This is a genomic window from Paracoccus sp. L-17 (assembly GCF_056857655.1).
On the sequence record NZ_JBSXNM010000024.1, the window covers coordinates 71,373 to 95,211 of the forward strand.

Annotated in this window: 27 protein-coding genes; 17 read left to right on the forward strand and 10 right to left on the reverse strand. The window is 63.5% G+C overall.

The window, feature by feature from the left end; all coding sequences use genetic code 11:
* The first annotated feature begins 3 nt into the window (after nt 1-3).
* The 13 genes from AC13CR_RS02605 to AC13CR_RS02665 all read left to right on the forward strand — a co-directional run bounded on the left by AC13CR_RS02605 (nt 4) and on the right by AC13CR_RS02665 (nt 10,733).
* Nucleotides 4-315: a TrbC/VirB2 family protein gene (locus AC13CR_RS02605; RefSeq protein ID WP_482900638.1), complete on the forward strand. Its 312-nt coding sequence runs from the start codon at nt 4-6 to the stop codon at nt 313-315.
* Nucleotides 315-584: a VirB3 family type IV secretion system protein gene (locus tag AC13CR_RS02610; RefSeq protein ID WP_482900639.1), complete on the forward strand. Its 270-nt coding sequence runs from the start codon at nt 315-317 to the stop codon at nt 582-584. The genes AC13CR_RS02605 and AC13CR_RS02610 overlap by 1 nt, the downstream gene beginning before the upstream one ends.
* Entirely contained in the window at nt 577-2,919 is a 2,343-nt protein-coding gene (locus AC13CR_RS02615; RefSeq protein WP_482900640.1) for a VirB4 family type IV secretion/conjugal transfer ATPase, read from the forward strand. The genes AC13CR_RS02610 and AC13CR_RS02615 overlap by 8 nt, the downstream gene beginning before the upstream one ends.
* Nucleotides 2,916-3,068 carry a hypothetical protein gene (locus AC13CR_RS02620; RefSeq protein WP_216033824.1) on the forward strand — a complete coding sequence of 51 codons (153 nt, stop codon included), beginning with the start codon at nt 2,916-2,918 and terminating at the stop codon, nt 3,066-3,068. Before AC13CR_RS02615 ends, AC13CR_RS02620 begins: the two co-directional genes overlap by 4 nt.
* A 77-nt stretch (nt 3,069-3,145) precedes the next feature.
* The gene (locus AC13CR_RS02625) at nt 3,146-4,201 is read left to right on the forward strand and encodes a lytic transglycosylase domain-containing protein (RefSeq protein ID WP_482900641.1); all 1,056 of its coding nucleotides are present in this window, start codon (nt 3,146-3,148) and stop codon (nt 4,199-4,201) included.
* 2 nt (nt 4,202-4,203) lie between these two features.
* The gene (locus AC13CR_RS02630) at nt 4,204-5,004 is read left to right on the forward strand and encodes a type IV secretion system protein (RefSeq protein ID WP_482900642.1); all 801 of its coding nucleotides are present in this window, start codon (nt 4,204-4,206) and stop codon (nt 5,002-5,004) included.
* A 3-nt stretch (nt 5,005-5,007) separates the two neighbouring features.
* Nucleotides 5,008-5,238 carry a hypothetical protein gene (locus AC13CR_RS02635; RefSeq protein WP_482900643.1) on the forward strand — a complete coding sequence of 77 codons (231 nt, stop codon included), beginning with the start codon at nt 5,008-5,010 and terminating at the stop codon, nt 5,236-5,238.
* The gene (locus AC13CR_RS02640; protein WP_482900644.1) at nt 5,235-6,014 is read left to right on the forward strand and encodes a hypothetical protein; all 780 of its coding nucleotides are present in this window, start codon (nt 5,235-5,237) and stop codon (nt 6,012-6,014) included. The genes AC13CR_RS02635 and AC13CR_RS02640 overlap by 4 nt, the downstream gene beginning before the upstream one ends.
* Nucleotides 6,015-6,017: 3 nt before the next feature.
* Complete coding sequence (locus tag AC13CR_RS02645; protein ID WP_482900645.1) at nt 6,018-7,046, forward strand: TrbL/VirB6 family protein; 1,029 nt, start codon at nt 6,018-6,020, stop codon at nt 7,044-7,046.
* A complete protein-coding gene (locus AC13CR_RS02650) occupies nt 7,043-7,696 on the forward strand; it encodes a VirB8 family type IV secretion system protein (RefSeq protein ID WP_482900646.1) in 654 nt (217 codons plus the stop codon). Before AC13CR_RS02645 ends, AC13CR_RS02650 begins: the two co-directional genes overlap by 4 nt.
* A gap of 4 nt (nt 7,697-7,700) precedes the next feature.
* Nucleotides 7,701-8,432, forward strand: a complete 732-nt coding sequence (locus AC13CR_RS02655; protein ID WP_482900647.1) for a TrbG/VirB9 family P-type conjugative transfer protein — start codon at nt 7,701-7,703, stop codon at nt 8,430-8,432.
* Between the two features lie 4 nt (nt 8,433-8,436).
* The gene (locus AC13CR_RS02660) at nt 8,437-9,699 is read left to right on the forward strand and encodes a TraB/TrbI/VirB10 family type IV secretion system protein (RefSeq protein WP_482900648.1); all 1,263 of its coding nucleotides are present in this window, start codon (nt 8,437-8,439) and stop codon (nt 9,697-9,699) included.
* Complete coding sequence (locus AC13CR_RS02665) at nt 9,699-10,733, forward strand: ATPase, T2SS/T4P/T4SS family (RefSeq protein WP_482900649.1); 1,035 nt, start codon at nt 9,699-9,701, stop codon at nt 10,731-10,733. The genes AC13CR_RS02660 and AC13CR_RS02665 overlap by 1 nt, the downstream gene beginning before the upstream one ends.
* Nucleotides 10,734-10,807: 74 nt before the next feature.
* Here the strand turns inward: AC13CR_RS02665 and AC13CR_RS02670 are convergent, their stop codons facing one another.
* From AC13CR_RS02670 to AC13CR_RS02680, 3 genes are read right to left on the reverse strand one after another with little or no spacing between them, the layout of a single operon-like run.
* The gene (locus AC13CR_RS02670) at nt 10,808-12,841 is read right to left on the reverse strand and encodes a type IV secretory system conjugative DNA transfer family protein (protein ID WP_482900650.1); all 2,034 of its coding nucleotides are present in this window, start codon (nt 12,839-12,841) and stop codon (nt 10,808-10,810) included.
* A gap of 12 nt (nt 12,842-12,853) precedes the next feature.
* Nucleotides 12,854-14,812: a relaxase/mobilization nuclease domain-containing protein gene (locus tag AC13CR_RS02675; protein WP_482900651.1), complete on the reverse strand. Its 1,959-nt coding sequence runs from the start codon at nt 14,810-14,812 to the stop codon at nt 12,854-12,856.
* Nucleotides 14,809-15,387 (reverse strand): helix-turn-helix domain-containing protein, encoded by a 579-nt coding sequence (locus AC13CR_RS02680; protein WP_482900652.1) that lies wholly within the window; start codon nt 15,385-15,387, stop codon nt 14,809-14,811. Before AC13CR_RS02680 ends, AC13CR_RS02675 begins: the two co-directional genes overlap by 4 nt.
* Before the next feature lie 670 nt (nt 15,388-16,057).
* On the opposite strand from AC13CR_RS02680, the gene AC13CR_RS02685 reads away from it, so the two are divergent.
* The 3 genes from AC13CR_RS02685 to AC13CR_RS02695 all read left to right on the forward strand — a co-directional run bounded on the left by AC13CR_RS02685 (nt 16,058) and on the right by AC13CR_RS02695 (nt 18,050).
* A complete protein-coding gene (locus tag AC13CR_RS02685; RefSeq protein ID WP_482900653.1) occupies nt 16,058-16,762 on the forward strand; it encodes a ParA family protein in 705 nt (234 codons plus the stop codon).
* Nucleotides 16,762-17,373, forward strand: coding sequence for a hypothetical protein (locus AC13CR_RS02690; protein WP_482900654.1), 612 nt, complete (start codon nt 16,762-16,764; stop codon nt 17,371-17,373). Before AC13CR_RS02685 ends, AC13CR_RS02690 begins: the two co-directional genes overlap by 1 nt.
* 368 nt (nt 17,374-17,741) lie before the next feature.
* On the forward strand, nt 17,742-18,050 hold the full coding sequence (locus AC13CR_RS02695) for a hypothetical protein (RefSeq protein WP_482900655.1): 309 nt from the start codon (nt 17,742-17,744) through the stop codon (nt 18,048-18,050).
* A 219-nt stretch (nt 18,051-18,269) separates the two neighbouring features.
* On the opposite strand, the gene AC13CR_RS02700 is transcribed toward AC13CR_RS02695, so the two are convergent.
* The 3 genes from AC13CR_RS02700 to AC13CR_RS02710 are packed head-to-tail and all read right to left on the reverse strand — an operon-like array spanning nt 18,270 to nt 19,524.
* Nucleotides 18,270-18,437: a hypothetical protein gene (locus AC13CR_RS02700; RefSeq protein ID WP_482900656.1), complete on the reverse strand. Its 168-nt coding sequence runs from the start codon at nt 18,435-18,437 to the stop codon at nt 18,270-18,272.
* Nucleotides 18,438-18,448: 11 nt separating this feature from the next.
* Nucleotides 18,449-18,634 (reverse strand): hypothetical protein, encoded by a 186-nt coding sequence (locus tag AC13CR_RS02705; protein ID WP_482900657.1) that lies wholly within the window; start codon nt 18,632-18,634, stop codon nt 18,449-18,451.
* A complete protein-coding gene (locus AC13CR_RS02710; protein WP_482900658.1) occupies nt 18,631-19,524 on the reverse strand; it encodes an ArdC family protein in 894 nt (297 codons plus the stop codon). The genes AC13CR_RS02705 and AC13CR_RS02710 overlap by 4 nt, the downstream gene beginning before the upstream one ends.
* 473 nt (nt 19,525-19,997) lie before the next feature.
* Here AC13CR_RS02710 and AC13CR_RS02715 point away from each other — a divergent pair, with 473 nt between their 5' ends.
* Complete coding sequence (locus AC13CR_RS02715; protein ID WP_482900659.1) at nt 19,998-20,774, forward strand: aminoglycoside adenylyltransferase family protein; 777 nt, start codon at nt 19,998-20,000, stop codon at nt 20,772-20,774.
* Between the two features lie 233 nt (nt 20,775-21,007).
* On the opposite strand, the gene AC13CR_RS02720 is transcribed toward AC13CR_RS02715, so the two are convergent.
* From AC13CR_RS02720 to AC13CR_RS02735, 4 genes are all read right to left on the reverse strand, one after another.
* On the reverse strand, nt 21,008-21,796 hold the full coding sequence (locus AC13CR_RS02720) for an N-6 DNA methylase (protein ID WP_482900660.1): 789 nt from the start codon (nt 21,794-21,796) through the stop codon (nt 21,008-21,010).
* 58 nt (nt 21,797-21,854) lie between these two features.
* Complete coding sequence (locus AC13CR_RS02725) at nt 21,855-22,466, reverse strand: DUF6927 domain-containing protein (RefSeq protein WP_482900661.1); 612 nt, start codon at nt 22,464-22,466, stop codon at nt 21,855-21,857.
* Nucleotide 22,467: 1 nt separating this feature from the next.
* Nucleotides 22,468-23,097: a hypothetical protein gene (locus tag AC13CR_RS02730; RefSeq protein WP_482900662.1), complete on the reverse strand. Its 630-nt coding sequence runs from the start codon at nt 23,095-23,097 to the stop codon at nt 22,468-22,470.
* A gap of 472 nt (nt 23,098-23,569) precedes the next feature.
* Nucleotides 23,570-23,728, reverse strand: coding sequence for a hypothetical protein (locus AC13CR_RS02735; protein ID WP_482900663.1), 159 nt, complete (start codon nt 23,726-23,728; stop codon nt 23,570-23,572).
* Nucleotides 23,729-23,839: the final 111 nt, after the last annotated feature.

Below are 23,839 nucleotides of genomic sequence, written 5' to 3' on the forward strand. Positions count from 1 at the left end.
CCCATGCCGAACTTCAGGAAAAAGCTCGTCGCCGCCGGGATCTGGTGCGCGGCGGCCATCCAGGCCCATGCCCAGGAAGTCGATCTGTCCGGGTTCGAGGATACCGGCGAAAGCATCATCGCGCAGCTGCGCGACAACAACCTTGCCCTGACCGCCGTCGTCCTCATCCTGCTGATCATCGGCTTTCTGGCGATCTTCACCAAGTTCATCGACTGGAAGTGGATCGGCGTGACCGTCGTCGGGCTGTTCTTCATCTTCGGCGGCGACAACCTCGCCGAGTCGATCATCGCGATCTTCCGGGGCTCCGCCGAGTGATGCGGGAGAACGTGTATATCCAGGGGCTCAACCGGCAGGCCAGGTTCTTTGGCCTGCCGCTGCCGCTGGCCGGGCTGGCCTTCATCCCGCCGTTCCTCACGTTCATCTTCCTCGACAGTCTCTGGTATCTCTGGGCGATCCCCGTTCTCTGGGCGGCTCTCTGGGCCGCATCGGTCATCAATCCGCATTTCGCGCGCTTCATCGCGGTCGTGACCACGCGCACGCCCGAGCGGCTGCTGCGCGCCAGCTCCGGATCCCGGTATGAATGATATTTTCCCCAGTCCGATCCGGGCGCTGTTCGGCGGCGCCCGCGACCTCGAAGACATGCTGCCCTATCTCTTCGAGGAAAATAACCATGCCATCGCCACGCGCAGCGGGGCGCTGGTCTCCGTCGTGAAGATCGCGGGCGTCAACCCGTTCACGGCCAGCGAAAGCGAACTGGCCCATATCAACGACCGGCTGGCCGAGCTGGTGGACAAGTCCGGCAACAATTTCAGCTTCCACTTCCACAAGATCCGCTCGGCCTATCACGATTTCGACTATCAGCCCAAAGCCTTCGTCGAACCGGGCTTCGGCAAGGAACTGGACCAGGCCTGGCGCACCCACATCACCTCGGCGGGCCTCTGCGTCCCGGTGCTGTTCCTCTCGGTGATCGAGCGCAAATCCATGGCGGAACGCATGCCGATCCTTGGCGGACTGCTCGGCCATAGACGTCAGGATGCCCTGCCCGAGCGTCTGTCCGATCTTGCAGAACTCGCCCAGAGCGTGGCCGAGACCCTGGGCGACGGCTCGGAGCTGCTTGCGATCGACGACGGCACGCTGACCGGCTTTCTGCGCGCCATCTCGACGGGCGTCTATGCGCCGCTGGCCCGGTCCGAGACCGGCACCATCGTGGACGATATCCGCACGCCCATCGAGATCTACGACCGGGCCGTGGAAATCGGCGACGACTTCGAGACGCGATATGCCTCGGTGATCAGCGTGGCGAACCTCTCGCCCCAGACCCATGGCGGCATTCTCGACACGCTCTACACAGATCCCGATACCCTGATCTCCTGCACCTACCAGCCGCTTCTGCCTGACCTGATCTCGGCCAAGGCGACAACCCGGCTTGAGCAGACGCTTGAGGAAAGCGCCGGCGGCAAGATCGCGGTACAGCTTCAGGAGGCCGCAGAGGATCTGCAAATGGGCCAGATGGGCTTTGGCGACAGCCAGACCATCGTCACCGTCTATGCCGCAACCCCCGATGCCCTCAAGCGCAAGGTGACGGCGGTCACGGCCATCCTGCGCTCGAAGAAGCTCAAGATCGTCGTCGAAAAGCACGGGCTGGCCGCTGCATGGTTCGCGCGGTTTCCGGGCAATCACGGGTTTCAGAAACGCCCGCTGACCATCTCCAACCGGAACTTCTCGGACTTCGCCGCGCTGCACATGGTCCGGCTCGGCAAGCCCGCCTCCGAATGCTATTGGGGCACGCCGATCACGACCTTCAAGAGCTGCGCCAATTCGCCCTATGATTTCTCGTTCCATGGCCGCTTCGCCCATGCGGAGTCCGAGCCGCCGTTTGCCAGCACCCTGATCGTCGGCCCGCCCGATGCCGGCAAATCGACGATCATGGCCTTCCTGGCCGCGCAGGCGCGGCGCACAGGCTGCCGGATCATCGCCTTCGACAAGGACCAGTCGCTGGAAATGCCCCTGCGCGCGCTTGGCGGCACCTATACCGCCGTGCGCGCGGGCCGGAACACCGGGCTCAACCCGCTGGCCTCGGAAACCGACGAGGAAGGTCAGGCATGGCTGCGCAGCTGGCTGACCGCGCTTCTGGAACGCAAGGGGCACCAGCTTTCGGTCAGCGATTCCGAGAAGCTGGCGCGCACCGTCGAAAGCAACGCGACGGCCCTCGCCTCTTTCAGGGACTTCACCAACTTCACGACACGTTTCCGCTCCTTCGAGGGTGATATCGGCGCGCGGGTCGGTGAATGGTCCCCCAACGGCCAGTACGGCTGGGTCTTCGGCCAGGACAGCGCCCCGATCGTGGATTTCAGCGCGTCCGATATCGTCGGTATCGATATGACGGCGCTTCTCAACATGGAGATCGAGCGGACCGCGCTGCTGGCCTATCTCTTCCGGCAGATCGAGAAGACCGTCAGCGCCCGCACCCCGACCCTGCTGGTCCTGGAAGAGGCGGGCGTGTTCCTCGACGATCTCTACTTCCAGCGCGAGCTGAAGACCTGGCTGGCGACGCTGCGCAAGAAGAACGTCGTCGTGGTCATGCTGGTGCAGTTCGTCTCGCAGATCCGGGACTGCGCCGCCGGGGCCTCGATCCTCGAAGGCTTGCAGAACCAACTGATCCTGCCACACCACCAGGCAGGCCGCGACAGCTATGACGGGTTGGCGCTGTCTGACGCCGAACTGTCCTTCCTGCTCGGCTCGCAGGCCGGCGGCCGCCGGGCGCTGTGGCGGGACGGGCAAAGCTCGAACATCCTCGACACCGATCTCTCGGCCCTTGGCCCCTATCTCACTGTCCTTGGCGGCGGCCGCTCGGCCGAACGGCGCTTCGGCAGCGACTGGCGCGACAATCCCGAATTCTGGAAAGGAAACACGGCATGACCCGTATCGTGATGAGCCTCCTTCTTGCGCTGGCGGTGGCCGGCTGTGCCGCGCAGAGCGGCGAGTTGTCCGAACGCCGCTCGAACTGTTTCGGCAAGCTGAAGCCCGGCGCGCTCAGCTCGGCGCTGGTGGCAGTGCCGAAGTCATGATCCGGAGCCGGCGCATTGCACTCGGCCTCATGCTCGGGGCCTCCGTGGCGAGCCTGACGCTCGCCCAGGGGGTTCCCGTGAGCGATGCCTTGCGGACCCTGCGCGCCGGAACGCTCTCGGTGCTGCAAGGCCGGATCGTGGGCGAGGCCGAGGACGGCAACAGCGTGCGCATCGACATGAACGCCCTGCATCGCGATCAGCTGGCAGCCATCGACGCGGCCATTGCCTCGATGAACACGAGCGGCTTCGCGCCTGCGGAATTCGAGGACCTGGACGGTGCAGCGGTGTCCGCCGCCTATGACACCTCCGCCGTCACGGGTGCGGAAAGCCGGCTCTTCGGCGAAGGCCGGGTGACGATCGAACAGATGATCGTGGAGACCGTCCAGCGCTACCAGACGCATCCGGCGCTGGCCCGCGCCGGGATTTCGCCGGTCGGGTTCCGGGCCTGGTTCCAGGCGCTCGTGAAGCAGGAAAGCGGCTTTCAGGTTCGGGTCTGTTCGCACAAGGGGGCCTGCGGGCTGACCCAGATCATGCCGGGCACCTTCGATCAGCTTGGCATTCCGGCCTCGCAGCGCAACGACCCCCGCGTCCAGCTCGATGGCGGCGCTCGTTACCTGCTGATGCAACTCGGCAGCTTCGGCTCGATGCCGCTGGCGCTTGCCGCCTACAATGCCGGCCCGGGCGCGGTCCAGCGCTATGGCGGCATCCCCCCATATGCCGAGACACAGGATTACGTCGTCAAGATCACGGGCTATGCGAATGCCTATGCCGCCGGCATGGGCTCACCGGACGATCTCGGCACCATGGTCGCGGGCGACATGGCCCTGGCCGAGCTTGGCAACATGGCCGATGCGGGCATGGAACTCGGTTTTTCCATGTCGAACCAGCTGGAACTCTCGGCACGGCGCGTCCGTGCCCTGATCGCCCGCATTCCCGAGACCACGACCACCCGCGAGGCCATCGACCTCAACACCTATCTGCGCGCCGAGATCACGCGTCTGGCGTCGATGATGACGATCATGGAAGCCACCCAGCGGCGCGTCGAAGCGCAACGCTTCGCAGCCCAGGTCCAGGCACAGATCGCCGACGAACAATTCCTCACCCTGACCGACACCCCCACGACAGGAGGCTGACCATGAGCATGTTCCGCAATCTCGCCGCCGCAACGGGTCTGTGCCTCTCTGCGGGCCTGGCCTTCGCGCAGGGCGTGCCGACCCATGATCCGCGTTCGCTGGCCGAACTGATCGCGCTCCTGAACTCCAGCCAGGACGAGCTGGCGCAGTCGATCCGGACGAACGGCATTCTCGACGAGCAGACCCGGCAACTGATCCGGCAACTCGAAGAGATGGAACAGGTCGTCTCATCGCTGACAGATGGCTTCGATCTCGACACGCTGCTGGCCGGCCTCAATCTCGATGACCTCCTGGGCGGCCTCAATCTCGGCAATCTTCAGGATCAGCTGGCAGCGGCCCGTTCGGGCGATTGGGGGGCCGTGTTCGGCAACGGCACGGTCGGCGGATCTCCTGCTGGCGACGTCATTGCCGGGATCTATGAAAGCGCCGGTCTGACGCAGGACGGCGTGGACGCGCTGACCGCCAGCGACAAACCGGATCTGCAACGTGTCGGCACGCAGGCGGCGACCAGTGCCTATACCTCGGCCGCGGCCGAGAACGCGATCGAACAGACCTCGGCCTCGCTCGACCGCACCGCCACGCTGATCGGGCAGATCGACGACGCGACCAATCTGAAGCAGGCGATCGACCTCAACACCCGCGTGACGGGCGAATTGGTCATCGCGCTCATCAACCAGGCCAACATGGAGGCGATCCAGACCGTCTCCATGGGCCAGGCCGGTGTGATCGACGCCGCGACGATGGCCGATGACGAGAAGTTCCTGTCGCTCACCGGCGACGACGCTCTGATTGAGGACGAGTGACGGATGAAGCATGTCTGGATCGGTTTCTTGCTCGTCGCGCTTGCGCTCGCCATCGGAGGCTGGCTCTGGCTGCGGAACGTTACCGCCCTGCCGTTCTCGACCCCTCAGCCTGAACAACCCGCCGATCCTGAAACGGCCGCCGTCATGGAGCGTGTGCGTCAGGAACAGGCCGAAGCCCTGGCCGATGACGCTGCGACCTCGCCCGAAGAACCCCAAACGGAGGACCTGGAATGACGACCCCGAAGTCACGCCTGATCGGCGCCACGGCCATTGCCGCCCTTGCCCTCGCCGGGGCGCTGGTCGCCTGGCAGGCATCCTCCGACAGCCCCGCCGATCTGGCGCAGCTCTCGGACGACGACAAGCTGGAGATCCTGAACAGCGGCGATGCCGACGCAGTCTCCGATCTGCTGGAGGCCGAGGAGGCCGACGCGCAGGCGCATTTTGCGCGCGAGCGGCTGGAACGCCAGAAACGGCAGGCCGAGATCGAGGTGGAGCGGGCCGAGGCCAAGGCGCGCGGCGCAGCCTATTGGGACAGTTTCGATCCCGACAGCATCGACCTGACAGGCTTCGATTTTGCAATGGCAGAGGTTGGTCTGCGCGATGAAAGGCGCACTATGCTCGACAACGCCTCATTCGTCACCGATTTCGAACGTGCCGGCGACTTGACCTATTCTCGTAGCAAATTCGATTGCGATCCATCGCGATATCGGCGGATTGATCGTGTGCTGACACGCGAAGCCGCCCTGCCGATGCCCACAGATGCTTCCGATGTCGCGCGCGTATTGGATTACCTTGCCGACCGTGCAGCGCTCCAAACCGGCGATTGTTCCTGTGCAACTCAGACCGTGCCAATCGAAAAGGGATGGCGCTTGCTCTCCCGCCTGGCAAACCACCCGAGCAGCGAAACAATCAGCGGAAGCTTCGCGAAAGACCGCGCGATGAACGAGATTGCCATATTGTTCCGCACCGCCTTGGACGTTGAAGCGCGTAGTTTCTGTGAACGAGGCTGAGCAATGGAGTTCATCACGATTATCATCGAACTGATCGATGATCGCGTAACACAGGTTGCAGAGAACACCTTCGAACGTCTGGCATCGGTCCTCACTGGCGGATTGGAAATTCTGGCGGTGCTGCTGATCGTCCTTTACGGCATCAACGTGCTCTTCCGCTTCACGGAATTCTCCTTCCCGCAGCTGATCGGCATCATGATCCGCATCGGTGCGATCTACATGTTCCTGTTTTCGTGGGAAAACTTCAACATCATCTACAGTGCCGGAACGTCCCTCTTCGATACGGTCGGAAACACCGTGCGCAACTTTGTCGCCGGTGATGCCGCCGCAGGCAGCGAGGAAGCAGCAAGAGGCATGTTCTTCATCCTGTCGAACATCATTGACGCTGTTGTCACCGGTCGTGCGATCCTGACGCGCGCAATCGTGGCCGGACTGCTTTTCGCGGTCCTCGGTCTTCTCGCCGTGGTGTATATCCTTGTTGTAGCCTACGCGAAGATGCTGCTGGCGGTTCTGATCGCCATCGCGCCCCTGATGGGCTTCTTCCTGCTCTTCACCCGCACACGCTCGATGTTCGAGGCCTGGCTGGCCGCCGTCTTCGGCTACCTGATCTATCCGGTGGCAATCGGCGGAGTGATCGGAACCATCGCCGGGCTGCTTGTCCATATCAATACCGGCGAAAGCGGCATTCAGGATCTGAGGAGCGTTCTGGGCTTCATCACGGTGGCAGGTCTGGGCATCAAGATGCTCGCGGACGTGCCGTCCATCGCAGCGAACATGGTCGGCCAGATCGATCTCGGCTCCATGTCGGGTGCCGCCTCGGCAGCCGTGAACCCCATGGGTGCCGTGCGCAGCCGCGCCCGCAGCTTCGGCACCGGCTATCTGACCGGACGCACACCGATGATGCAGGCCCGCGCCAGCGACAAGTCATACGCAAGCGCTGGTATGGCGGCCCGCAGCAATGCAGCGGATCGCACCCGCGCCATGCAGGCCAAGTTTTCAGAAATCGCCCGTTTGAGAAAGGCATCGAAGTGACCGATCAGGCCCTCAGATCCCAACTGAACCGCGACATGTATTTCGGCATCAGGCGGCGCGAACAACTGGCCTGGATCGTGGCAATCATCGCCGGTCTGGCTGCCCTGCTGCTGGCTGCCGCGATCCTCGTCATGATGCCGCTCAAGACCACGCAAGCCTATCTCGGCCTCGTGGACCGCCAGTCCGGCGACGTGATCCGTGCCTATGAGGTCGGCCGGGCCACGCTGACCGAACGGGATGCGGTGATCGAAAGCTGGGTCTACAACTATGTCCTCGATCGCGAGACCCATGACATTCACGACCAGCAACAGCGTCTCGAACGGGTGATCTCCCGATCCGTCAGCACCGCCCGCGACGATCTGCTCGATCTCTGGAACCCCGGATCCTCGCGCTATATCCGCAAGCTCATCTCCCGCGACGCCCGTGTGTTCGTCTCCATCAACGCGATCACGCTGCTGAGCGAAGACACCGCCCAGGTCCGCCTGCAGAAACGTATCGTCGATGGCACCCGCGAAGGCACGTCGAACTACATCGTCACCCTCTCCTGGCGCTTCAAACCCGCGAACACCGCCTCCGACCGGATGATCTGGGAAAACCCCTTCGGCTTCCAGGTGACGGATTATCGCATCGACCATCAATCGGAAGGATAAGGCCATGCCCCGTTTCCCGGCTCTCGCCGCATCTGCAATGTTCGGCTTTTGTGCTCTTTGCAGCGCCGCCACCGCTGAAATCACCCCCTCTGTCAGCCCAACCGACGATCGGGTCCGGACCGTCGTCTTCACCGAACGGCAGGTCTACCGGATCGACACGAAGGTGCTGACCGCGACAACCATCGAGTTCGGTCCGGGCGAGGACATCATCAACGTCGCCCTCGGCGACAATGTCGGCTTCACCTATGGTCAGCTCGGCGACAACAGCCTCGCCGTCAAGCCGACCCAGACCGGCGTCCGCACGAACATGTCGGTTGCCACGTCGCGCGGCACCTATGTCTTCGAGATGATCGAAGGCGCGACGCGGCCGATGTACCTGGTCGAGTTCGCCTATCCCAAATCCGGCGCCGCCGCCCGCAGCGCCATCCGCGGCCCCGGCCCGAACTCGCGGACCTACTACGTCAAGCAGGCCAGCCGGGCGACCGGCTTCATGCCCGCCCGGATCTGGGATGACGGGACGAAGACCTACATGCAGTTCTCGCAGAACGCCGCGATGCCGGCGGCCTTCCGCGCCGATGGCAACGGTCGGGAATACTCGGTCCAGACCAAGATCGAGAACGGCGTGATGATCATTCCAAGCGTTCAGGACCGCTGGGTGCTGCGCCTCGGCGATTCGGAAATCTGCATCTGGTCGGACCGCCTGCGCGCCGCGCTGGCAAAGCAGGGAAAGGGGTGACGCCATGGCCGCCCGCAACGAGATCCTGAACCAGAAGCGGACCCCGCGCAAAAGCGGCTGGATGCGGACCACCGCACTGGCCGCAGGCTTCGCCGCCGTCGGCGGCGCGGGGGTCTATTACGTCCTCTCACAGCCGGACGCCGCTGACGGGGCGCTTCTGGAAACCTCGCAATCCGCCGCGATCCAGCAGAACGACCGCAGCGGCTTCATGGTGCCCGACCTCGGCGAGCCGGAGATCGAGGCCACGCGCGTTGCCGACGATCAGGGCGAACTTGACCGCCTGCGCTCGGAAAACGAGCGCCTGGCCGCGCAGATCGCCGAGGAACAGGAAGCTGCCGCCGAACGTCGCAGGCTGTTCGAGGAACGGCTTGACGAGATCGAGCAGGAGAACGCCGACCAGCTCGCGGCGATGCAGGCCGAACTCGAATCCGATTACAGCCGCAGGCAAGCCGAGGCCGCGGCCGAACAGGCCGCGCGCCTGGCGGCCGAGCAGGCCGAAGCCGACCGGCGCAGGGCGCTGGAAGAGGAACGCGCACGCCGCGAGGAAGAGCTGGCCCGCCGGATGCAGGCGCCCCCGGTGATGGGAAAGACCGGCTCGGAGACCTTCGCGAACGGAACAGTCGGCGCCGAGCGGCAGGCCATGTCCGGCGATCGGGAATTCCTGATCGCCAGTGCCGCCGCGACCGAGACCCGCCGGGCCACCGTGACGGCCAATCCCTCGAACACGGTCGGACAGGGCACGATCATCGAGGCGGCCCTGGAGGTCGCGATCAATTCCGACCTTCAGGGCCAGGTCGCGGCCATCGTCTCGCGCGATGTCTGGTCGATGGACATGACCCGCGTCCTGGTGCCCAGGGGCTCGAAGCTGTTCGGGACCTATAATTCCGAAATGGGACAGACCCAGAAGCGGGTCCTGGTGGCATGGACACGCCTGACCACCACGGACGGACAGACCGTATCGCTCAAGTCCTATGGCTCCGACCGCCTCGGCCGTTCCGGCATGGTCAGCGAGGTGAACAATCACTTTGCCTCCCGCTTCGGCTCGGCCGCGTTGGTCAGCGTCATCAGCGCCCTGCCGTTGCTGCTCTCGGACGATGGCGACGATTCGTCCGGTTCGTCGAACGATGCGGCGGCGAATATCAGCGCCAGCCTGTCGGGTGCCGTGGGCGATGTGATGAAGGGGTATCTCGGCCAGAAACCGACGATCCTCGTGCACCAGGGATCGAACGTGTCGATCCGCGTCGATAGCGACCTGGAATTCTACTGATGCTGGTCCCGCTGCTGATCGACGCGCTGACGCCCCTGCACCCGGTCCTGGTCAGGCCCGATCTGGTCGAATGCTCGATGAATGCCGATGGCCGGATCTGGGTGAAGCTTCAGGGTCATGCCCAGATGCACACACCGCAGGGCGTCCCGGTATTGCCGCCGCAGAAGATGATCGAGATCACCGAACTCTGCGCCGGCGCTGCCGGCGAGAAGTTCGATGAGGACCGCATCCTTGCGACCGGCACCTTCGATTTCTGGGTCGCGGGCATGGAGGGCGGGATGCGCAAGTTCCGCTTTCAGGCCGTGAGATCGCCGGCCGTCTACGGCGGCCCCGTCGCCATGTCGCTGCGCGCCTTCGTGACCGGCGATGCGCAGAAGGACTTCCGCTTCGAGCGGCTGCGCGATCTCGGCAAATCGCTTGAGGCCGAGATTGCCGAGAACGCCCGCGCGATCTTCGGCATGGCGCTGGACGGCAATTGCGACTTCGACGACGTTCTGGCGGCTTTGGCCCGTGAACGCATGAACCTGATGATCTCCGGCGCCACCGACAGCGGCAAGACCGCCCTCACCCGGCGCTATATCTCGTTCATCGAGCCCGATGAGCGCATCATCACCATCGAGAAGGGTGTGGAGCTGTTCCCCACGCAACCCAATAGCCTGATGCTGCAATCCGAGCTGGACCCGGCGAGCCCGCGCAATCCGACAAAGCTGCTTCAGGCATGCCTGCGTCTCAACCCGCGCCGGATCATCCTCGGCGAACTGCTGGGACCGGAGGCCCAGACCTTCATGGAGGCCATCAACTCCGGCCATGAAGGCTCCATGACCACGATCCATGCCAGCACTGCCCGCATGGCCTTCGAGAAACTGTCCTCGCTGATCCGCCAGTCCGGTGCCCGCATCGACCACAGCGAACTGCTGGAGAACTTCCGCCAGTCGATCCACTGCGTGATCCAGGTCATGGAAGACCGCCGGACCGGGAAACGCGGCATCGCTGAAATCTGGTTTCCGTCTCTGGATGCAATCGGGGCGCCGTGAGGCGCCCCGTTGTTTCACTATGGCTAAGCGGCGCAAGAACGTCCGCTCACCGCAGCCCACGATCATCTGAAGATTTACAGCGAGTCTATTTTTTTCATCGCTGCCGCCCTTTTGGCCTCCAATCGCTCTGCTTTCTCCTTTTCAGCTTTCTTTCCAGCTTCAACTGCTGAAGCGTCCTGCTGTGCCGCGCCCTTGATGGCGTTCATCCGGCTCTCGTAAACTGCGGCCGCCTCTTCCCGCGGAAGGTCCACAATCGAACCTTCCACCACGCGTTGTGGGCTTGCCTCGAACGTCTTCGCCTCCGCGATTGCTTCGAGCATCTGCCGGTTTTCCACGGCTGTCCGCACAACTTGCTGTTCCAGCCGGTCGATATGCTGCAACTGGCGCGACGGATAGGGATAGGCCCCCTTCTGGCGCTCGAAGATCGGCTTGAAGACAGGATCGGCGTAATAGACGATCTTGTCCGCCAGGATCGGCTGGTGCCCCTCCGGCATCAGCAACACCTTTGATTTGGGCAAGCCCCGCAACTGCGAGGCCGTGAACAGCGGCAGCTCTTCGGTCGAGACATTGACGCTGCGGTTCGAGAAGTCGTTCAGCGTATAGCTGTAGGACGCCTTGAAGCCCGTCCGGGTGCCGAGCGCCTTGGTGATCTCTTCCGTGGTCGAATGATCGTTGGGAGAGATATAGATCTTCATCTCGCAGCCGGCGATCAGGCTTTCGACCTCCGCATCGCTGTAGCCCACCGATTTCAGGCCGGGGATCGACTGCGTGACCACCGTCGTGCGCGCCCCGTGACCGGCAAGCTGCTTCATCGACTGCTGCACGATCGGCATGTAGCCAAGCTGGTCGAACTCGTCGAGCATGATGAACACCTGTCCCAGCCCGCTGTCGTGGTCCGAGCTGGTCTGCCGGATCGAGGCGATCAGGTCCGTGAACATCAGCCGGATCACCGCGTTCAGCGGCGAGATATCGTCCGACTGCACCACGATATAGATCGACTGCCGCCGCGAGCGGATATCGTCGAACCGGATATCGTCGCGACGGGTCACGGCCTGGATCTGCGGGTTGGCCCACTGCTTCAGCCCGCTGTCGCTCATGACCTGGCTGTAGGATTGCCGGATCTTCGGATCGAGGTTCCCGTAATTCGAGAACTCGCGGCGCACGATGGGGTTGTCCGATGTCTTCGCGATGGCGTTGTAGCGGTCGCTGTCGCTCACCCCGACCTCGCTGCCGTCCCCGAACATCAGCGCATGGACACGGGTCAGCGTCGGATCGCCCATCTCGATGGCACGCAGGCAGCCGGCGATGAACCATTGCTTGGCCCCGCCAAGGAAGTTCGAGGCCGACCCCTCCCCTTTCGCGACCAGGAAATTGTCCGCGAGCTTGTCCAGCTCCGCGTACCGGCGGTTCGGATGCGTGATCGCGGCAATGCGCGCCAGCGGATTGTAGTGGTGCGAGCCATGCTCGAAATCATAGGGCGCGAAGCGAAACACCTCGTCGCCCAGCTCCACCCGCATCCGCGACGTGTTCCGGAAGATCTCGCCCTTCACATCGAGCACCACCAGCGAGCCATCTGCCAACAGGCAGTTGGGCGTGAGATAGGACACCCCCTTGCCCGAGCGCGTCGGACCGATCAGCAGGCATTGCGGAAAGGCGTCGATCGGTGCCGAGATGAACTCCGCCTTGAGCGCTTCCTTCGGCGATGTTTCCACGACCTCCAGCGGTCTGCCGCGCAGCTCCTTCGGCGGGCGCGCGACCTTGCCGAAGATCAGACCGCCCTCTTCCAGCGGCGTGATGAAGCCGTTCCGGCGCATCTCCCTGATCCCCTGGAAATGCGCCGTGCCGTAGCGCGTCGTCGTGGTGCTGTAGACCATCACCCCGATGAACACGATGCAGAGCGCAACCACGCCGACAAAGATCGCCGCCGCGATCTTCTGCGCCTCGGTCTCAAGGCTCAGATCGCGCAGCACGCCGAGGATCGAGACCGGACTGCCGCTGAAATCGCGGCTCGCTCCGTTCAGCACCAGGCTCGATGCGATCACCGCGATCAGAAGCGTCATGACGATGCCGGCGACGATCCGCACCCGGTCTTTCAGGTCAAGTTCCATGCTGCCCTCCCCTCAGAGCGAGAAATCGTCGCCGGTGCTGCTCTGGCTGAGCACACGCCGCGCCTTGTGGGGCTCGTCCGCCGCCTCGTAGCCTTTGGCGATCTGATCACGCGACAGGTCGAACTTCGCGGCATGTTCCGGACGCTCCGCCATCGCCATCACCGAGGCCGCCAGCTCGCGCTGGTGCAGCCGGTTCGGCGTGATGGCCTGGAGATCGCGGTAATCCCCCTCGGCCATGCGCTCAAAGCCCCTGGTCCCGAACTCGGCACGAAGCGCCGCCGCGTATTCCCGCTCGCTCTCGCGGTTGGCGAACTCCGGCGCCGCGGAGGGATACTCGCGCTCGGTGAGCCGCTGCATGAAGGACCGCAGGTAATCCCTGTCAGGCGTCATGATATTGGCCCGCATCTCGCCCCGCACGTCCTGAACCCTGTCGAACATCTCGTCGGCCGAGATCTTCGGACCCCGTTCGGGATCGACCGCCGAGGACAGAACATCACGCTTCTGATCGTCGCTCAGCAGGTCGTTCTCGAACACGCCCTTGGCGTACTGCCGGTCGATCCCGGCATCACCTGACAGCTCGTCGAACTTCTGCCAGAAATCCGCCACCGCGCCGGGCCGTGCCTCGAAGCTGTAATCGACATTGGCAAGCTCGACCGCGCGCAGCGACGTCTTGTAATCGCGAATCTGATTGTCGCCCAGCTCCGCGCCCGGGAAGGCCCGGATATCGTCCTCGTCCGAAACCCCGGCCGAGAACATCTCGACGGCGGTCGCCAGCGTCTCGCGGCCAATGTCGCGACCCTCGGGCACATAATCCTCGGCCCGGCGAGCCAGAAGGTCGCCATCGGCATGCAGGCTGTTCGCCATCGGGCCGGGATGCGCGATCCCCTCAACCTCGATGACAAGCCCGTAGTCCCGTTTCATATCAGACAATACGCCGTCGATTTCCGCGAAATGCTTGCCCTGCATTTCAGGGGGCAGCGTCAGAACGGTGTCTCGTACTTCTTCCGCCCACCCTCTGACCGCCGCCGCGAAATCTTCCGGGGTCTCGACATTCTCCAGTACCATCTCGAATTCCTTTCTTGAAATCGGGTTCTGCGTGGCGATACCCTGGATCATCCGGTCCGCAACCTCCGCCACGCGCGCGTTGCCCACCATCTTCGCGGCTTTCGCCACCTCTCCCCACTCGTCCGCCTCGTCGATCAGCATGCCCAGAACGCGATCCGTCAGCGCCCGCTGGCCGGGTACCCTGCCCTGCCGCCACTGCGCCGAGGATGGCGAATACTGAAGATCGCCACGCTCGTAGCGCGTCGTCGCCTCCAGATGGACGCCGTAATCCTGCGCCACCGACACCATCAGGTTCCGGAAACCCTGGTAGGTGAACGGTGCATCCAGCTTGTTCGACAGATAGAACCAGCTGCCGTTCTCGACCCCGCGATTGTTGACCAGCACATGCACATGCGGGTGCGACCGGTCCGTGTGCAGCGCCGCAATGTACTCCCAACGATCGTCGGCGAATTCCTTCTCGGACCCGAACGCCCGCTCGCACATTTCCTCGGCGATGGCCGCCGCATCGCGCGGCGCCGTATCGGGCGGAAAAGAGATCAGCAGATGCGATGTGTGGCCGTTCTTCGGCGTGCCCTGCCAGCTGGCCTCCCAGCTATCCGCGATGGCCTCAAGCGAAGCCTCCGACTGACGCCGGTCGTCGGTCAGCGCATCGCTGAACCCGAACGTGTATTGCGCCTTGGTGTTGATGTAATCCATCTGCCGGCGCATCTGGTGGCGCGTATGCGTCCCGCCGCTGGCGATCTTCTTGAAAACGGCAGCCCGCGAGCCTTCCGCGAAATTCCACTTGTTCAGCAGGCTGCCCGACAGGCCTGACCCGCGCCGACCACCCGAACGACCACCGCCCCGCACCTTCCGCAGATGCGGGCGGATCGTGACGCCTTCATCGTCGTCGGCAAGGAAACTCACTCGCTCTCCCCCTCGCCCGCCGCGTCAGAGGCCCGCGCCGCCGCCCAGACCCGCTCGTTGGATCGCCGAGCCTCCTGGACGACATTATTCAGTGCCGGCAGAACCTTCCGAAGCTGCGATTTAAGCTCCGCCAGATCCTTGCCCGCCTCCCTCAGAGGCGGCGCCTGGCCGCGGTTCACCGCCCGCGCGATCTGGTTCACATTGACCCCGATCGCCGACACCTCGTCGTAAAGCGCCTTCACCTCGCCCACGAACGCGAAGTTCCGGTCCAGCAATCCGACCGAATTGCGCACCAGCGCACGCAACGCATCCGACCGATCCTTGAACCCGGCACGGGCCAGCTCCTGCTCGAACGCCTCCTTCTCCCCCACCGAGATCCGGAAGTTCACCATCTCCGTCGGGGAAAATGCAGGGCGCTGCGGGGCAATGGCGCCACTGCGAAGCCGGTAGACCGTGCTCTTCGCGACCTCGAACTCCGACGCGATCCGGCCCACCGGCACGCCCTCCTTGAGCCGCGCCACGATCTGATCGCGGGTCGCCGTGGTCAGGTGGGTCGCCTGCCCGCCCTTCGACAAATCGGCTCTACGCGAATTCTGTCTTACAATATGCACTTCCTGCCAACCACTTGCCTTCAACCCTAACCTCCATTACCATGTTCAGAGCGACTTCCAAAGGGGTTTTCGAGGCCAGGCCGTCCTCCAATCACTCCGCACATTTTTAAGCGCCATACGCCGATGCCCAATGGCGATGCGCAAAGTGCCAACCGCCGATTGCTAAACGCCGCTCGCCATTCGCTGTATGCGATATCGGGATTGCGATACGCCAATTGCGATCTGCTGGCGCGTAACGACCGATCCCGAATGGCCGCTCGCCATATGATGATTGCCGTTTCGTAGTTGCTATACGCAATTTGCCCGTCGCCATTTGCTGCCTGCGATTGCGTAAATGCCGATTTCATTTTGCTGATTGCCGATGCATACTCGCCGTTTCGTATAAGCGATTGCCGTTTTGCCGATTGCTGTGTGCAAATTGCCATCTCATAATTGCCACAGCGGAGCCGCCATCTGCGTTGTGCTGAGTCCCGATAGCTATAGGCCATTCGCCGTTGCAGTTTCGCCATATCCCATCGGCTACTGGCAATCGGCCGGTCGCCATACGCCGATAGCTATGGCATAGTTGCTGGAGAACAGAAGTTCCCGGCACCACCGCTGAGGAAACCGCGGCAACCATTACGAGGGCGAGCAGATGGCATGCACGACAATCAGTTTCATGAACCGCAAGGGCGGTGTCGGGAAATCGACCTGCGTGAGGATGTTCGCCTCGGTCGCTGACGAACGAGGCATGCCCGTCACCTTGATCGACACGGATGAATCTGTGGCCGTGGCAGAATGGCATGCCGCCGGGATGGAGAACGACCGCTGGTCCGAAAGCGTCACAAGCCTCAAAACGATGGACCAGATGGAACTCCTGGACCATGTGATCGCTCTGAAGGAGGCGCCAGGCCAGCATATGTGCCTGATCGACACGCAGGGGTCATCCTCAGAGATCATGGGAATGATCTTCGAGGTATCCGATTTCATCGTAGTGCCAACCCGGCTGTCCCGCAGCGACACATCTGAAGTCGGCAAGATCATGAGATATGTCGATCTATACCGGGCTCAAAGCGCAAAGGTGGCGAGCCCACGCATCCTCATAAATGCGCCGAAAAGCGCGGGCGAGTCCCACAAGGCAGAAATGTCTGCGCTGTTCGACAGTTACGGCGAAGCCATCCTGGATGAGATGTTGGCAGAGCGCACGGCTTTGAATGAAATGGATCAGCGCGGCCTTCTCAATGTCATGCGCGACAAGGGGCCAGCGGTCAAACGCAAGTATTATGAAGATGTGATGACTTTGGCCCGCGCCATCTTCGATGAAGTGACCGAAGGCAAGTTTGCGAAGGAAAATGCATGATGAGCAAGGCTCTCGACGATCTGAAGATGCTGCGCCAGAAAAAGCCGGCGCTCCCCGCATCGGATTTCATGACTCGTGCCGGAACGAACGAACCGTCCCAGGAAAAGAAACCGGCCCCAAGGCAAGATCCCCGGCCAGCGCCAAAGCCTGTCTCGGCCGATGCGAAGACGCCGGCACCCGCAGTGGAAGACGTGGATAAACGAGCAGTCGAACCCGTTAAAACACCCACGAATTCAATGCCTCGCAAAAATACGGCAAAGACCTCGATCAACCTCATGCTCAAGGTTCCCACGAGCCACGAAGACATGTTCATGGCATTTGCAAAGGCATCCAATCTGCCGGTCAAGACAGTTCTGCAAGCCATTGCCAGAAAATTTGCGGGCGAGTTCAAGGAAACTGCGAGGACCGGCCGACCTGGACGCACGCATATCGAGCCTTTTACGGACAATGTGCCGAATTGCTACTACAAGACCACGGTTACGGTTGATCTCGGCGACATATCCCATATCGACCCGCACAACCTGCTCGATCCCAAGAGAATTTATGATCATTGGGCTCAACATGAAGGGGCCGCCTTTGTCGCGCGGTTCCTGGATCAAACGAGCCGGTAAGGGCACGGGGTAAAGGCGTCTCTGATCCCGACCCTTTGTCCGAAGAGCTATGGGGCTTCGCCCCTCGCGCCGGCAAGGACAATAGACAGAACCGTGTCCTCGGCTTCGCCTGCGGGCCGCACCACTTCCGTCGATTGTCCTTGCCTCTGCTACCCCCACTCTCGGCGAGGCCAGACCCCGAAAACCGAAGTTTTCGGGGCGGGCTCCATTTGGGGGCACCCCGATGGATACGGGGGGCGCAGATGACCAATCAACGCGGGAACGATTGCAAGGCGGAAGGGCAGGGGGACCGCATGTCCCGGCGGGAACGGTTTCAGAACCTTCTGGACGCGATTGAAGCCTGTGACTGGCATGACGCGGAGATGGTCATGTCCGCCGTTCTGGAGGAAGCGCGCGCGGATGCACCACTGGTGCCCTTCGGCGATATCGAAGACGATGCGGAGTTTTGGGCCGCGATGGCGACATATGAGGAACTGCGCGCGTATTTCCTGGCCTGTGGAAAGCGCCTCGCGCGCCGGCAGCTCGGCCGCCGTGGAAAGATCCGGCTGGCGCAGCTCTTGTTCGCCGATATGCCCGATGAAGACCGCAGGGCGGTGATCGCCACGCCCCGGTCTGGCGGCGCCGGCCGGCAGGTTATCCAGCCCGAACGCCGTCAGGCGGAAGGGCCTCGCAGATGAACGAGCGGGACGCGCCCCAAAAGAGCGAAGGGACGCGAGGAAATCTGTGGGTAACGTGCCGGGTGGCACAGCCAGAGAAGGCTGCGACGCGGCGCAAGCCGCGTCTCCGCTTCCGGCGCTGCGCCAGCGGCGCCGACGCGGCCAGGAGGGGCGGCGCAGCCGGCAATCCTGGCCGCGAAAATCACCCCCGGCCAGAACGCTGCTGGCCGGGGATCGTCCTCAGTTGATTTCCTCGATGAAGCGTTCGCCCCTGAAGGGGTCCATTTCATAGATCAGGACCGGGATACCGAACCGCTCTGCCCGATGCCTCGCCCTGCGGCGGGCTTCGTCCAGCGTATCGCAGGGGGTCGGCAGATCGTCGGGATGGTCTCGCAATTCATAGATCATGGCACGGCCTGCTAGAGCTCGATGCCGGGTTTCAGGTTGCCGTCACGGTCGAGCCAGCCGCGCGCCTGCGCGCAATCCATGCAGATGCAGGTTCCGTCCGGATCGCCGGGCACAACAACCGGCGCAAGCATCACCATCGGGTTGACGCTGCCGCATTTGCGGCAGGTCAGGACGGGCAGGGGTGTCGGGCCGCTCATGCAGCGGCCCTTTCCTCGATCATCCCGGCGGGTGCGGTTTTCATGAGCCAGTCGGCGGCCTTCTGGGCCTCGGTCGCGGCCTTGAAAATCATCCGCTTGTCGTCTTTCAGCGCGCGCAACCACGACGCGACATAAGCCGCCGACTGCCCAAAATCAGGCGTCAGGCCCAGTTGCGCGCAGACCATGACCTGCCCCAATTCGGCGCAAAGTTCCTCGAACGCATACGCCGCCCGGTCGCTGAACCGGGAAAAGCGGTCCAGCCGGTGCCCTGCGCCGCTGGCATGGCAATATTCATGGGCGAGGGTGGCATAATATCCGCCCGCATCGTGAAAGGTCGAAACCGGCGGCATATGCACGAAATCCCCGGCGATATCGTAGTAGGCGCGCGGATCGTCGCTGGTGCGGCATTCGATGCCTGTCGCGTCAAAGAACGCCTCAAGGGCCGGATCTTCCTCGGTCCCGAGGTCGCGGGGTTCCTCGATGGGTGCGCCATGATAGGCTTCGGGCAATCCGTCGATCTGGTCACCGTTGAACACCCGGTAAGACTTGGCATAGCCAATGGTCTTTTCCTCCCCGGTATCGGGGTCTTCGCGATCCACGGTGCCATATTTGACGACGATCGCGGATTTCTCGCCCTTGCGGACCTGTCCGCCAGCCTCCTGCGCCTGCCGATAGGTGAACCAGTAGGGGCTGCGGAAACCCTTTTCGGCCGCCTCTGCCCACAGCATCAGGATATTGATGCCCCGGTAAAACTCGCCGGTGCTGCGCCGGGGGAAGGGGATGCCGCCAGCATCGCCGGTCCAGGGCTTGCGCCATGCCGGCGTGCCCGCCTCGATGCTGGCAATGATCTGATCGGTGACATGCTGATAGATATCGAACTTCGCTGCCATGTCGGCCTCCTTTGCGACGGGCGGCGCGGGCTTGGCGCCTACTTTCCGCCGATGGGCGGGACCTCTCTGCGTGTCGTCGAAAGGCCCCATGCCTTTCGGACGGCAAAGCGGGGAGGGCGCAGCCCTGCCCGCGGCCGGGGGGATGACTGTCACGGGGTCGGGAAGGCGGGGTGGTGCGGCCCGCAGGCGCAGCCGAGGACACGGCCCGCCCGGACGACGACGCGCGTCCCGCGCGGCGCTTGCCCCTTGACCGGCATCCCACCGGATGCGTGGCGGACAAAGCGAAAGGAAACATCGTCGGGGCGGGGGTGAGCGCGGGCGCAGCCCGCGTCGATCCCCCGGCACGTCCTCAGCCCATCATGGCCCGCGCCCTCGCGCGGGCCGCAGGTTTGCTGCTGGATCAATGATGAGGTGGTCGGCTATGCGGACATAGCTGCCTTCCGATAATGAGCTATGCCCGTTAAAAAACCATCATGCAGGTGGCACTCCATCAGACAGAACAGATACAGTCGGCTGTGCTGATCTTGCACCGCCGTCTCGGCGACGCGCTGCTTGGTGTGTATCTGCATGGATCGGCCGTATCCGGCGGTCTCCGGCCGCAGAGCGACATTGATCTACTGGCAGTGGTTCATTCCGAGCTGACCGAGAGCCAGCGCAACGGCCTGTTGCTGGACTTGCTGCACCTTTCCGGACGCCATCCTGCCGTGCCGGGAGGCGCCCGCTGCCTTGAGGTTATGGTGTTTTGCCAAGCCGAGCTCAGCCGCGGTGACTACCCGGCGCGAGCGGAGTTCGTTTATGGAGAGTGGCTGAGGGAGGCTTTCGAGGCCGGTGAGACGCCGATGCCTGAACGAGATCCTGAATATTCTCTGGTTATCGCACAGGCCCATCAGGAGGCCATTCCGTTGTTCGGACCGCCGAGGAGCGAACTGCTGACGGACGTTTCGACAGAGCATGTCAACCAAGCCATGCGCGATGCACTTCCGGACTTGTTGGATGGATTGCGCGGGGACGAGCGGAATGTCCTGCTGACGCTTGCGCGGATGTGGCACACGGCCAGCACGGGGAGGTTCATCACGAAGGATGCTGCCGCCGAATGGGCGATTCCGCGATTGTCTGGCTCAGATGCTATGGCACTCGATCATGCGCGACGGGCTTATCTCGGCGAGGTCACGGACGATTGGAGCAGCGAAGGCGATGCAGCCCGAGAGTTGGCGGGGCGCATGAGCGAGAACGTCACCAACTCAATGTAGCGAGGATGGGCTTCCTTCCCGGTTACGTGCGGCGGGGTCGCCGCAAATGTCGTGGAAGGGCTCTTCGCGTCATTCTGGCGATCGGGTTTTCCCCGGAACGATCCCCAGAAATTGTGGATAACTTCGCCGGCAAAGAAAGGGGCCGCCCGAGGGCGGCCCAGTTGAACCTTCGTCGCAGAAGGATCGGTCATGTCGGGGTCGAGGCTAGGGGGCCGGTCGGCCTGCGTCAATCGTCATTGCCAGACGGCACGCGCGGTGGCCGGCGCGAGGCTGCGCAGCAGCTCGCGACGCCTCGCCTGCGCGGCCTTTTCGGCTTCTGCCGCCCGGCGTTCGGCCTCGCGCTGTTTGGCGAAAGGGTGGCCGTTCAGCGCATGGAACACGGGCGCGGCAGGGGTGAATGCCTGATCGAAGCTTTCCAGCGAGAGACTGTTGCCATTGATCACGCGGCCGGCGACACCGCGCGCGGCGATCTGGACATAGGCCATGTGGAACGTCGCGCGGGACAGCTCGACGGCCTCGACCCAGATATGGCGGGCCGGATCGAAGCCCTGTTCCGCGATCACATCGGCCACGGCCAGCACCATGCCGCCCGCGCCTGCGGCGGGTTCCGAGATGGTGATGAAGCCCTGCGTCTGGAACTGGGCCGCCACATCGCCAAGGGTCATCATCGCCATCATGCGGCTGACCTCGTAAGGGGTGAAGAACTGACCCATGCGGGCATCGAGCGCGCCGATCTCGGCCGCGACCTGGCCGAAGAAATCGACGCCGCCGGCGGCGATGGTCTGCAAGGCCAGGCCCATCATGTCCGGCATCCGGCGCACATCGTCCTTGTTCGGGAACATCCCGACACAGGACATGTAGTCGGCCTCAAGCCGGTCGCGCTGGTCGGGGAAGGGCGAGGCGCGCTTTGCCAGGGCGCACCAGGCCATTTCGCAGAAGATGCGGAAGATCTCGGTGCGGGTCTTCGAGCGGTCGAAACTGTCGAGCGCGCGCAGAAAATCGGTCACGGCGGGATGGGCCATGTCTGAATCCTTGGGCAATGGGGCAGGGGGCCGCGCCCGCAGGCGCGGCGTGGGTTGATCAGATGCGGGTCCAGTCCCGCGCCATGACGCGGCTGATCCGGCAGTCCTTCCCGGTCTCGATGCAGGTAAAGAAGGTGGTCGCGCGGTTCGCGCCGGCGAAGCGCTCCTTCTTCACGCGGAAGGTGCAGCCCTCGGTGCCATCGCTGAACCGCAGCGGCTCGGCAAAGCGGATCACGTCGCCGGGCTTCAGCGGGCGTTTTTCCCTGGCCGCGTGATCGCGGCACCGCTGCCGCCAGTCGGTCGCATGATCATTGACCGTCTCCGACAGCAGCGACAGCAGCTTTTCCGGGGCATGGGCGGCGGCATCCGTGGGGCCGGCGGTCTCCGCCATCGACTTGTAGCCCCATTTACCGCCCTTGGTCGATGTCAGGAAGATCGCGGCAAAGACATAACCGCCGGTTGCGTCGGTCACGTAGTCGCCATAAGGGCAAAGCCCGTCCTCGCGCCGACCAGAGGTCTTGGGTTCCGACCTGACGGCTGCATACCAGACCGATCCCTTGCGGCTGATCAGCACGGGATAGCTGCGGCGCTCTTCATCCTCGCCGCCACAAAGCCGGGCGATTTCGTCGCGGATGCAGGCGGGGGTGTGGTTATAGACCAGCCAGCCCATATCAGCCCCTCCGCTTTTCGATTGCGGCAAGGATTTGCTCGCGCAGATAGGTCAGGGGATGGGCGTCAAAATCATCCTCGCGGAAGTGTTCCGGGTCGTCATAGCCGGGGATTTCGTCGTGGATGCGCTGCGACAGCAGGTCCACCAGATCGGGCAGGCAGGTGTTGGCATAGGCATGCGACAGGTCGCGATACTCGACCAGCTCGCCGGTCAGCTCCACGATCCGGGCGAGGGATTCGCCGATATCGTCCGACAGCGCGTCATGGACGATCTGCCATTCCTCTGCCTCCCGATGAAACCCATAGACCGACCAGAACGCCTGTTCGCCGGGATCGCAGACCTCGATGCTGCCGCCCATGTCGCGGACGGGCGAGACGCGGAACCCGGTAAAGTCGAGAATGCAGGTGCCGGACGGCAACCCGTTCCAGTCATGCACCAGCGCGGCGTCATCAATGCGCTGTCCCGCCCCCAGATACTGAACGGCGCTGACCCATTTGGCCTTCACCTGCGCCTTCTCGCGCAACTCATCGAGGGTGAAGGTGCCGAGATATTCCCCGGTCACATCGAATGCGCCCCAGAGATTGAGCCAGCGGCCGTCATTCCGGGTCAGGTCGTCAAAATTGCGTAGCATCTCGCATCGTCCTTCTCTTGCGACGGGCGGCGCGGGCTTGGCGCCTGCTTTCCGCCGATGGGCGGGACCTCTCTGCGTGTCGTCGAAAGGCCCCATGCCTTTCGGACGGCAAAGCGGGGAGGGCGCAGCCCTGCCCGTGGCCGGGGGGATGACTGTCACGGGGTCGGGAAGGCGGGGTGGTGCGGCCCGCAGGCGCAGCCGAGGACACGGCCCGCCCGGACGACGACGCGCGGCACGCGCGGCGCTTGCCCCTTGACCGGCAGACCCCCGGATGCGTGGCGGACAAGGGAAAGGGAAACATCGTCGGGGCGGGAGTGAGCGCGGGCGCAGCCGGCGTCGATCCCCCGGCACGTCCTCAGCCCATCATGGCCCGCGCCCTCGCGCGGGTCGCGCATGATCTGTCTGGCCGCAGGCCGTCGCGGCAGCGACGGGATGGAACGGTGAAGGGGCGGCTTTCGCCGCCCCCTTGCCGTTACTCCTGGTCGTCGTTCCGCTTGGGGAAGGCGACCATATCCACGCCGGGGAACATGTTGTGGCGGACCTGGATCGAGGTGATCTCGCCGGCGGGGTTGCGGTTGATGAAGAGGACACCGCAGTCGTCCCAGACGGTATGACCGCTTGGCAGCCTCACGCTTGCCCCTGTCCCTGGCTCGCCTCCATCGTGTGCAGACGATGAACGAGGGTTGCACCATGAGTGCCGAGCCTCATGCACAAGGAAACGAGCCATGTCAGAATACAATGC

Bases quoted from the DNA above. Each gene is read 5' to 3' on its own strand.
- AC13CR_RS02640 (WP_482900644.1), top strand. From the start codon at position 5,235: ATGACGACCCCGAAGTCACGCCTGATCGGCGCCACGGCCATTGCCGCC.
- AC13CR_RS02610 (WP_482900639.1), top strand. From the start codon at position 315: ATGCGGGAGAACGTGTATATCCAGGGGCTCAACCGGCAGGCCAGGTTC.
- AC13CR_RS02620 (WP_216033824.1), top strand. From the start codon at position 2,916: ATGACCCGTATCGTGATGAGCCTCCTTCTTGCGCTGGCGGTGGCCGGC.
- AC13CR_RS02710 (WP_482900658.1), bottom strand. From the start codon at position 19,524: ATGGCAGCGAAGTTCGATATCTATCAGCATGTCACCGATCAGATCATT.
- AC13CR_RS02615 (WP_482900640.1), top strand. From the start codon at position 577: ATGAATGATATTTTCCCCAGTCCGATCCGGGCGCTGTTCGGCGGCGCC.
- AC13CR_RS02695 (WP_482900655.1), top strand. From the start codon at position 17,742: ATGTCCGCCGTTCTGGAGGAAGCGCGCGCGGATGCACCACTGGTGCCC.
- AC13CR_RS02665 (WP_482900649.1), top strand. From the start codon at position 9,699: ATGCTGGTCCCGCTGCTGATCGACGCGCTGACGCCCCTGCACCCGGTC.
- AC13CR_RS02700 (WP_482900656.1), bottom strand. From the start codon at position 18,437: ATGATCTATGAATTGCGAGACCATCCCGACGATCTGCCGACCCCCTGC.
- AC13CR_RS02660 (WP_482900648.1), top strand. From the start codon at position 8,437: ATGGCCGCCCGCAACGAGATCCTGAACCAGAAGCGGACCCCGCGCAAA.
- AC13CR_RS02715 (WP_482900659.1), top strand. From the start codon at position 19,998: ATGCAGGTGGCACTCCATCAGACAGAACAGATACAGTCGGCTGTGCTG.
- AC13CR_RS02655 (WP_482900647.1), top strand. From the start codon at position 7,701: ATGCCCCGTTTCCCGGCTCTCGCCGCATCTGCAATGTTCGGCTTTTGT.
- AC13CR_RS02690 (WP_482900654.1), top strand. From the start codon at position 16,762: ATGAGCAAGGCTCTCGACGATCTGAAGATGCTGCGCCAGAAAAAGCCG.
- AC13CR_RS02630 (WP_482900642.1), top strand. From the start codon at position 4,204: ATGAGCATGTTCCGCAATCTCGCCGCCGCAACGGGTCTGTGCCTCTCT.
- AC13CR_RS02730 (WP_482900662.1), bottom strand. From the start codon at position 23,097: ATGCTACGCAATTTTGACGACCTGACCCGGAATGACGGCCGCTGGCTC.
- AC13CR_RS02605 (WP_482900638.1), top strand. From the start codon at position 4: ATGCCGAACTTCAGGAAAAAGCTCGTCGCCGCCGGGATCTGGTGCGCG.
- AC13CR_RS02725 (WP_482900661.1), bottom strand. From the start codon at position 22,466: ATGGGCTGGCTGGTCTATAACCACACCCCCGCCTGCATCCGCGACGAA.
- AC13CR_RS02670 (WP_482900650.1), bottom strand. From the start codon at position 12,841: ATGGAACTTGACCTGAAAGACCGGGTGCGGATCGTCGCCGGCATCGTC.
- AC13CR_RS02720 (WP_482900660.1), bottom strand. From the start codon at position 21,796: ATGGCCCATCCCGCCGTGACCGATTTTCTGCGCGCGCTCGACAGTTTC.
- AC13CR_RS02635 (WP_482900643.1), top strand. From the start codon at position 5,008: ATGAAGCATGTCTGGATCGGTTTCTTGCTCGTCGCGCTTGCGCTCGCC.
- AC13CR_RS02645 (WP_482900645.1), top strand. From the start codon at position 6,018: ATGGAGTTCATCACGATTATCATCGAACTGATCGATGATCGCGTAACA.
- AC13CR_RS02685 (WP_482900653.1), top strand. From the start codon at position 16,058: ATGGCATGCACGACAATCAGTTTCATGAACCGCAAGGGCGGTGTCGGG.
- AC13CR_RS02705 (WP_482900657.1), bottom strand. From the start codon at position 18,634: ATGAGCGGCCCGACACCCCTGCCCGTCCTGACCTGCCGCAAATGCGGC.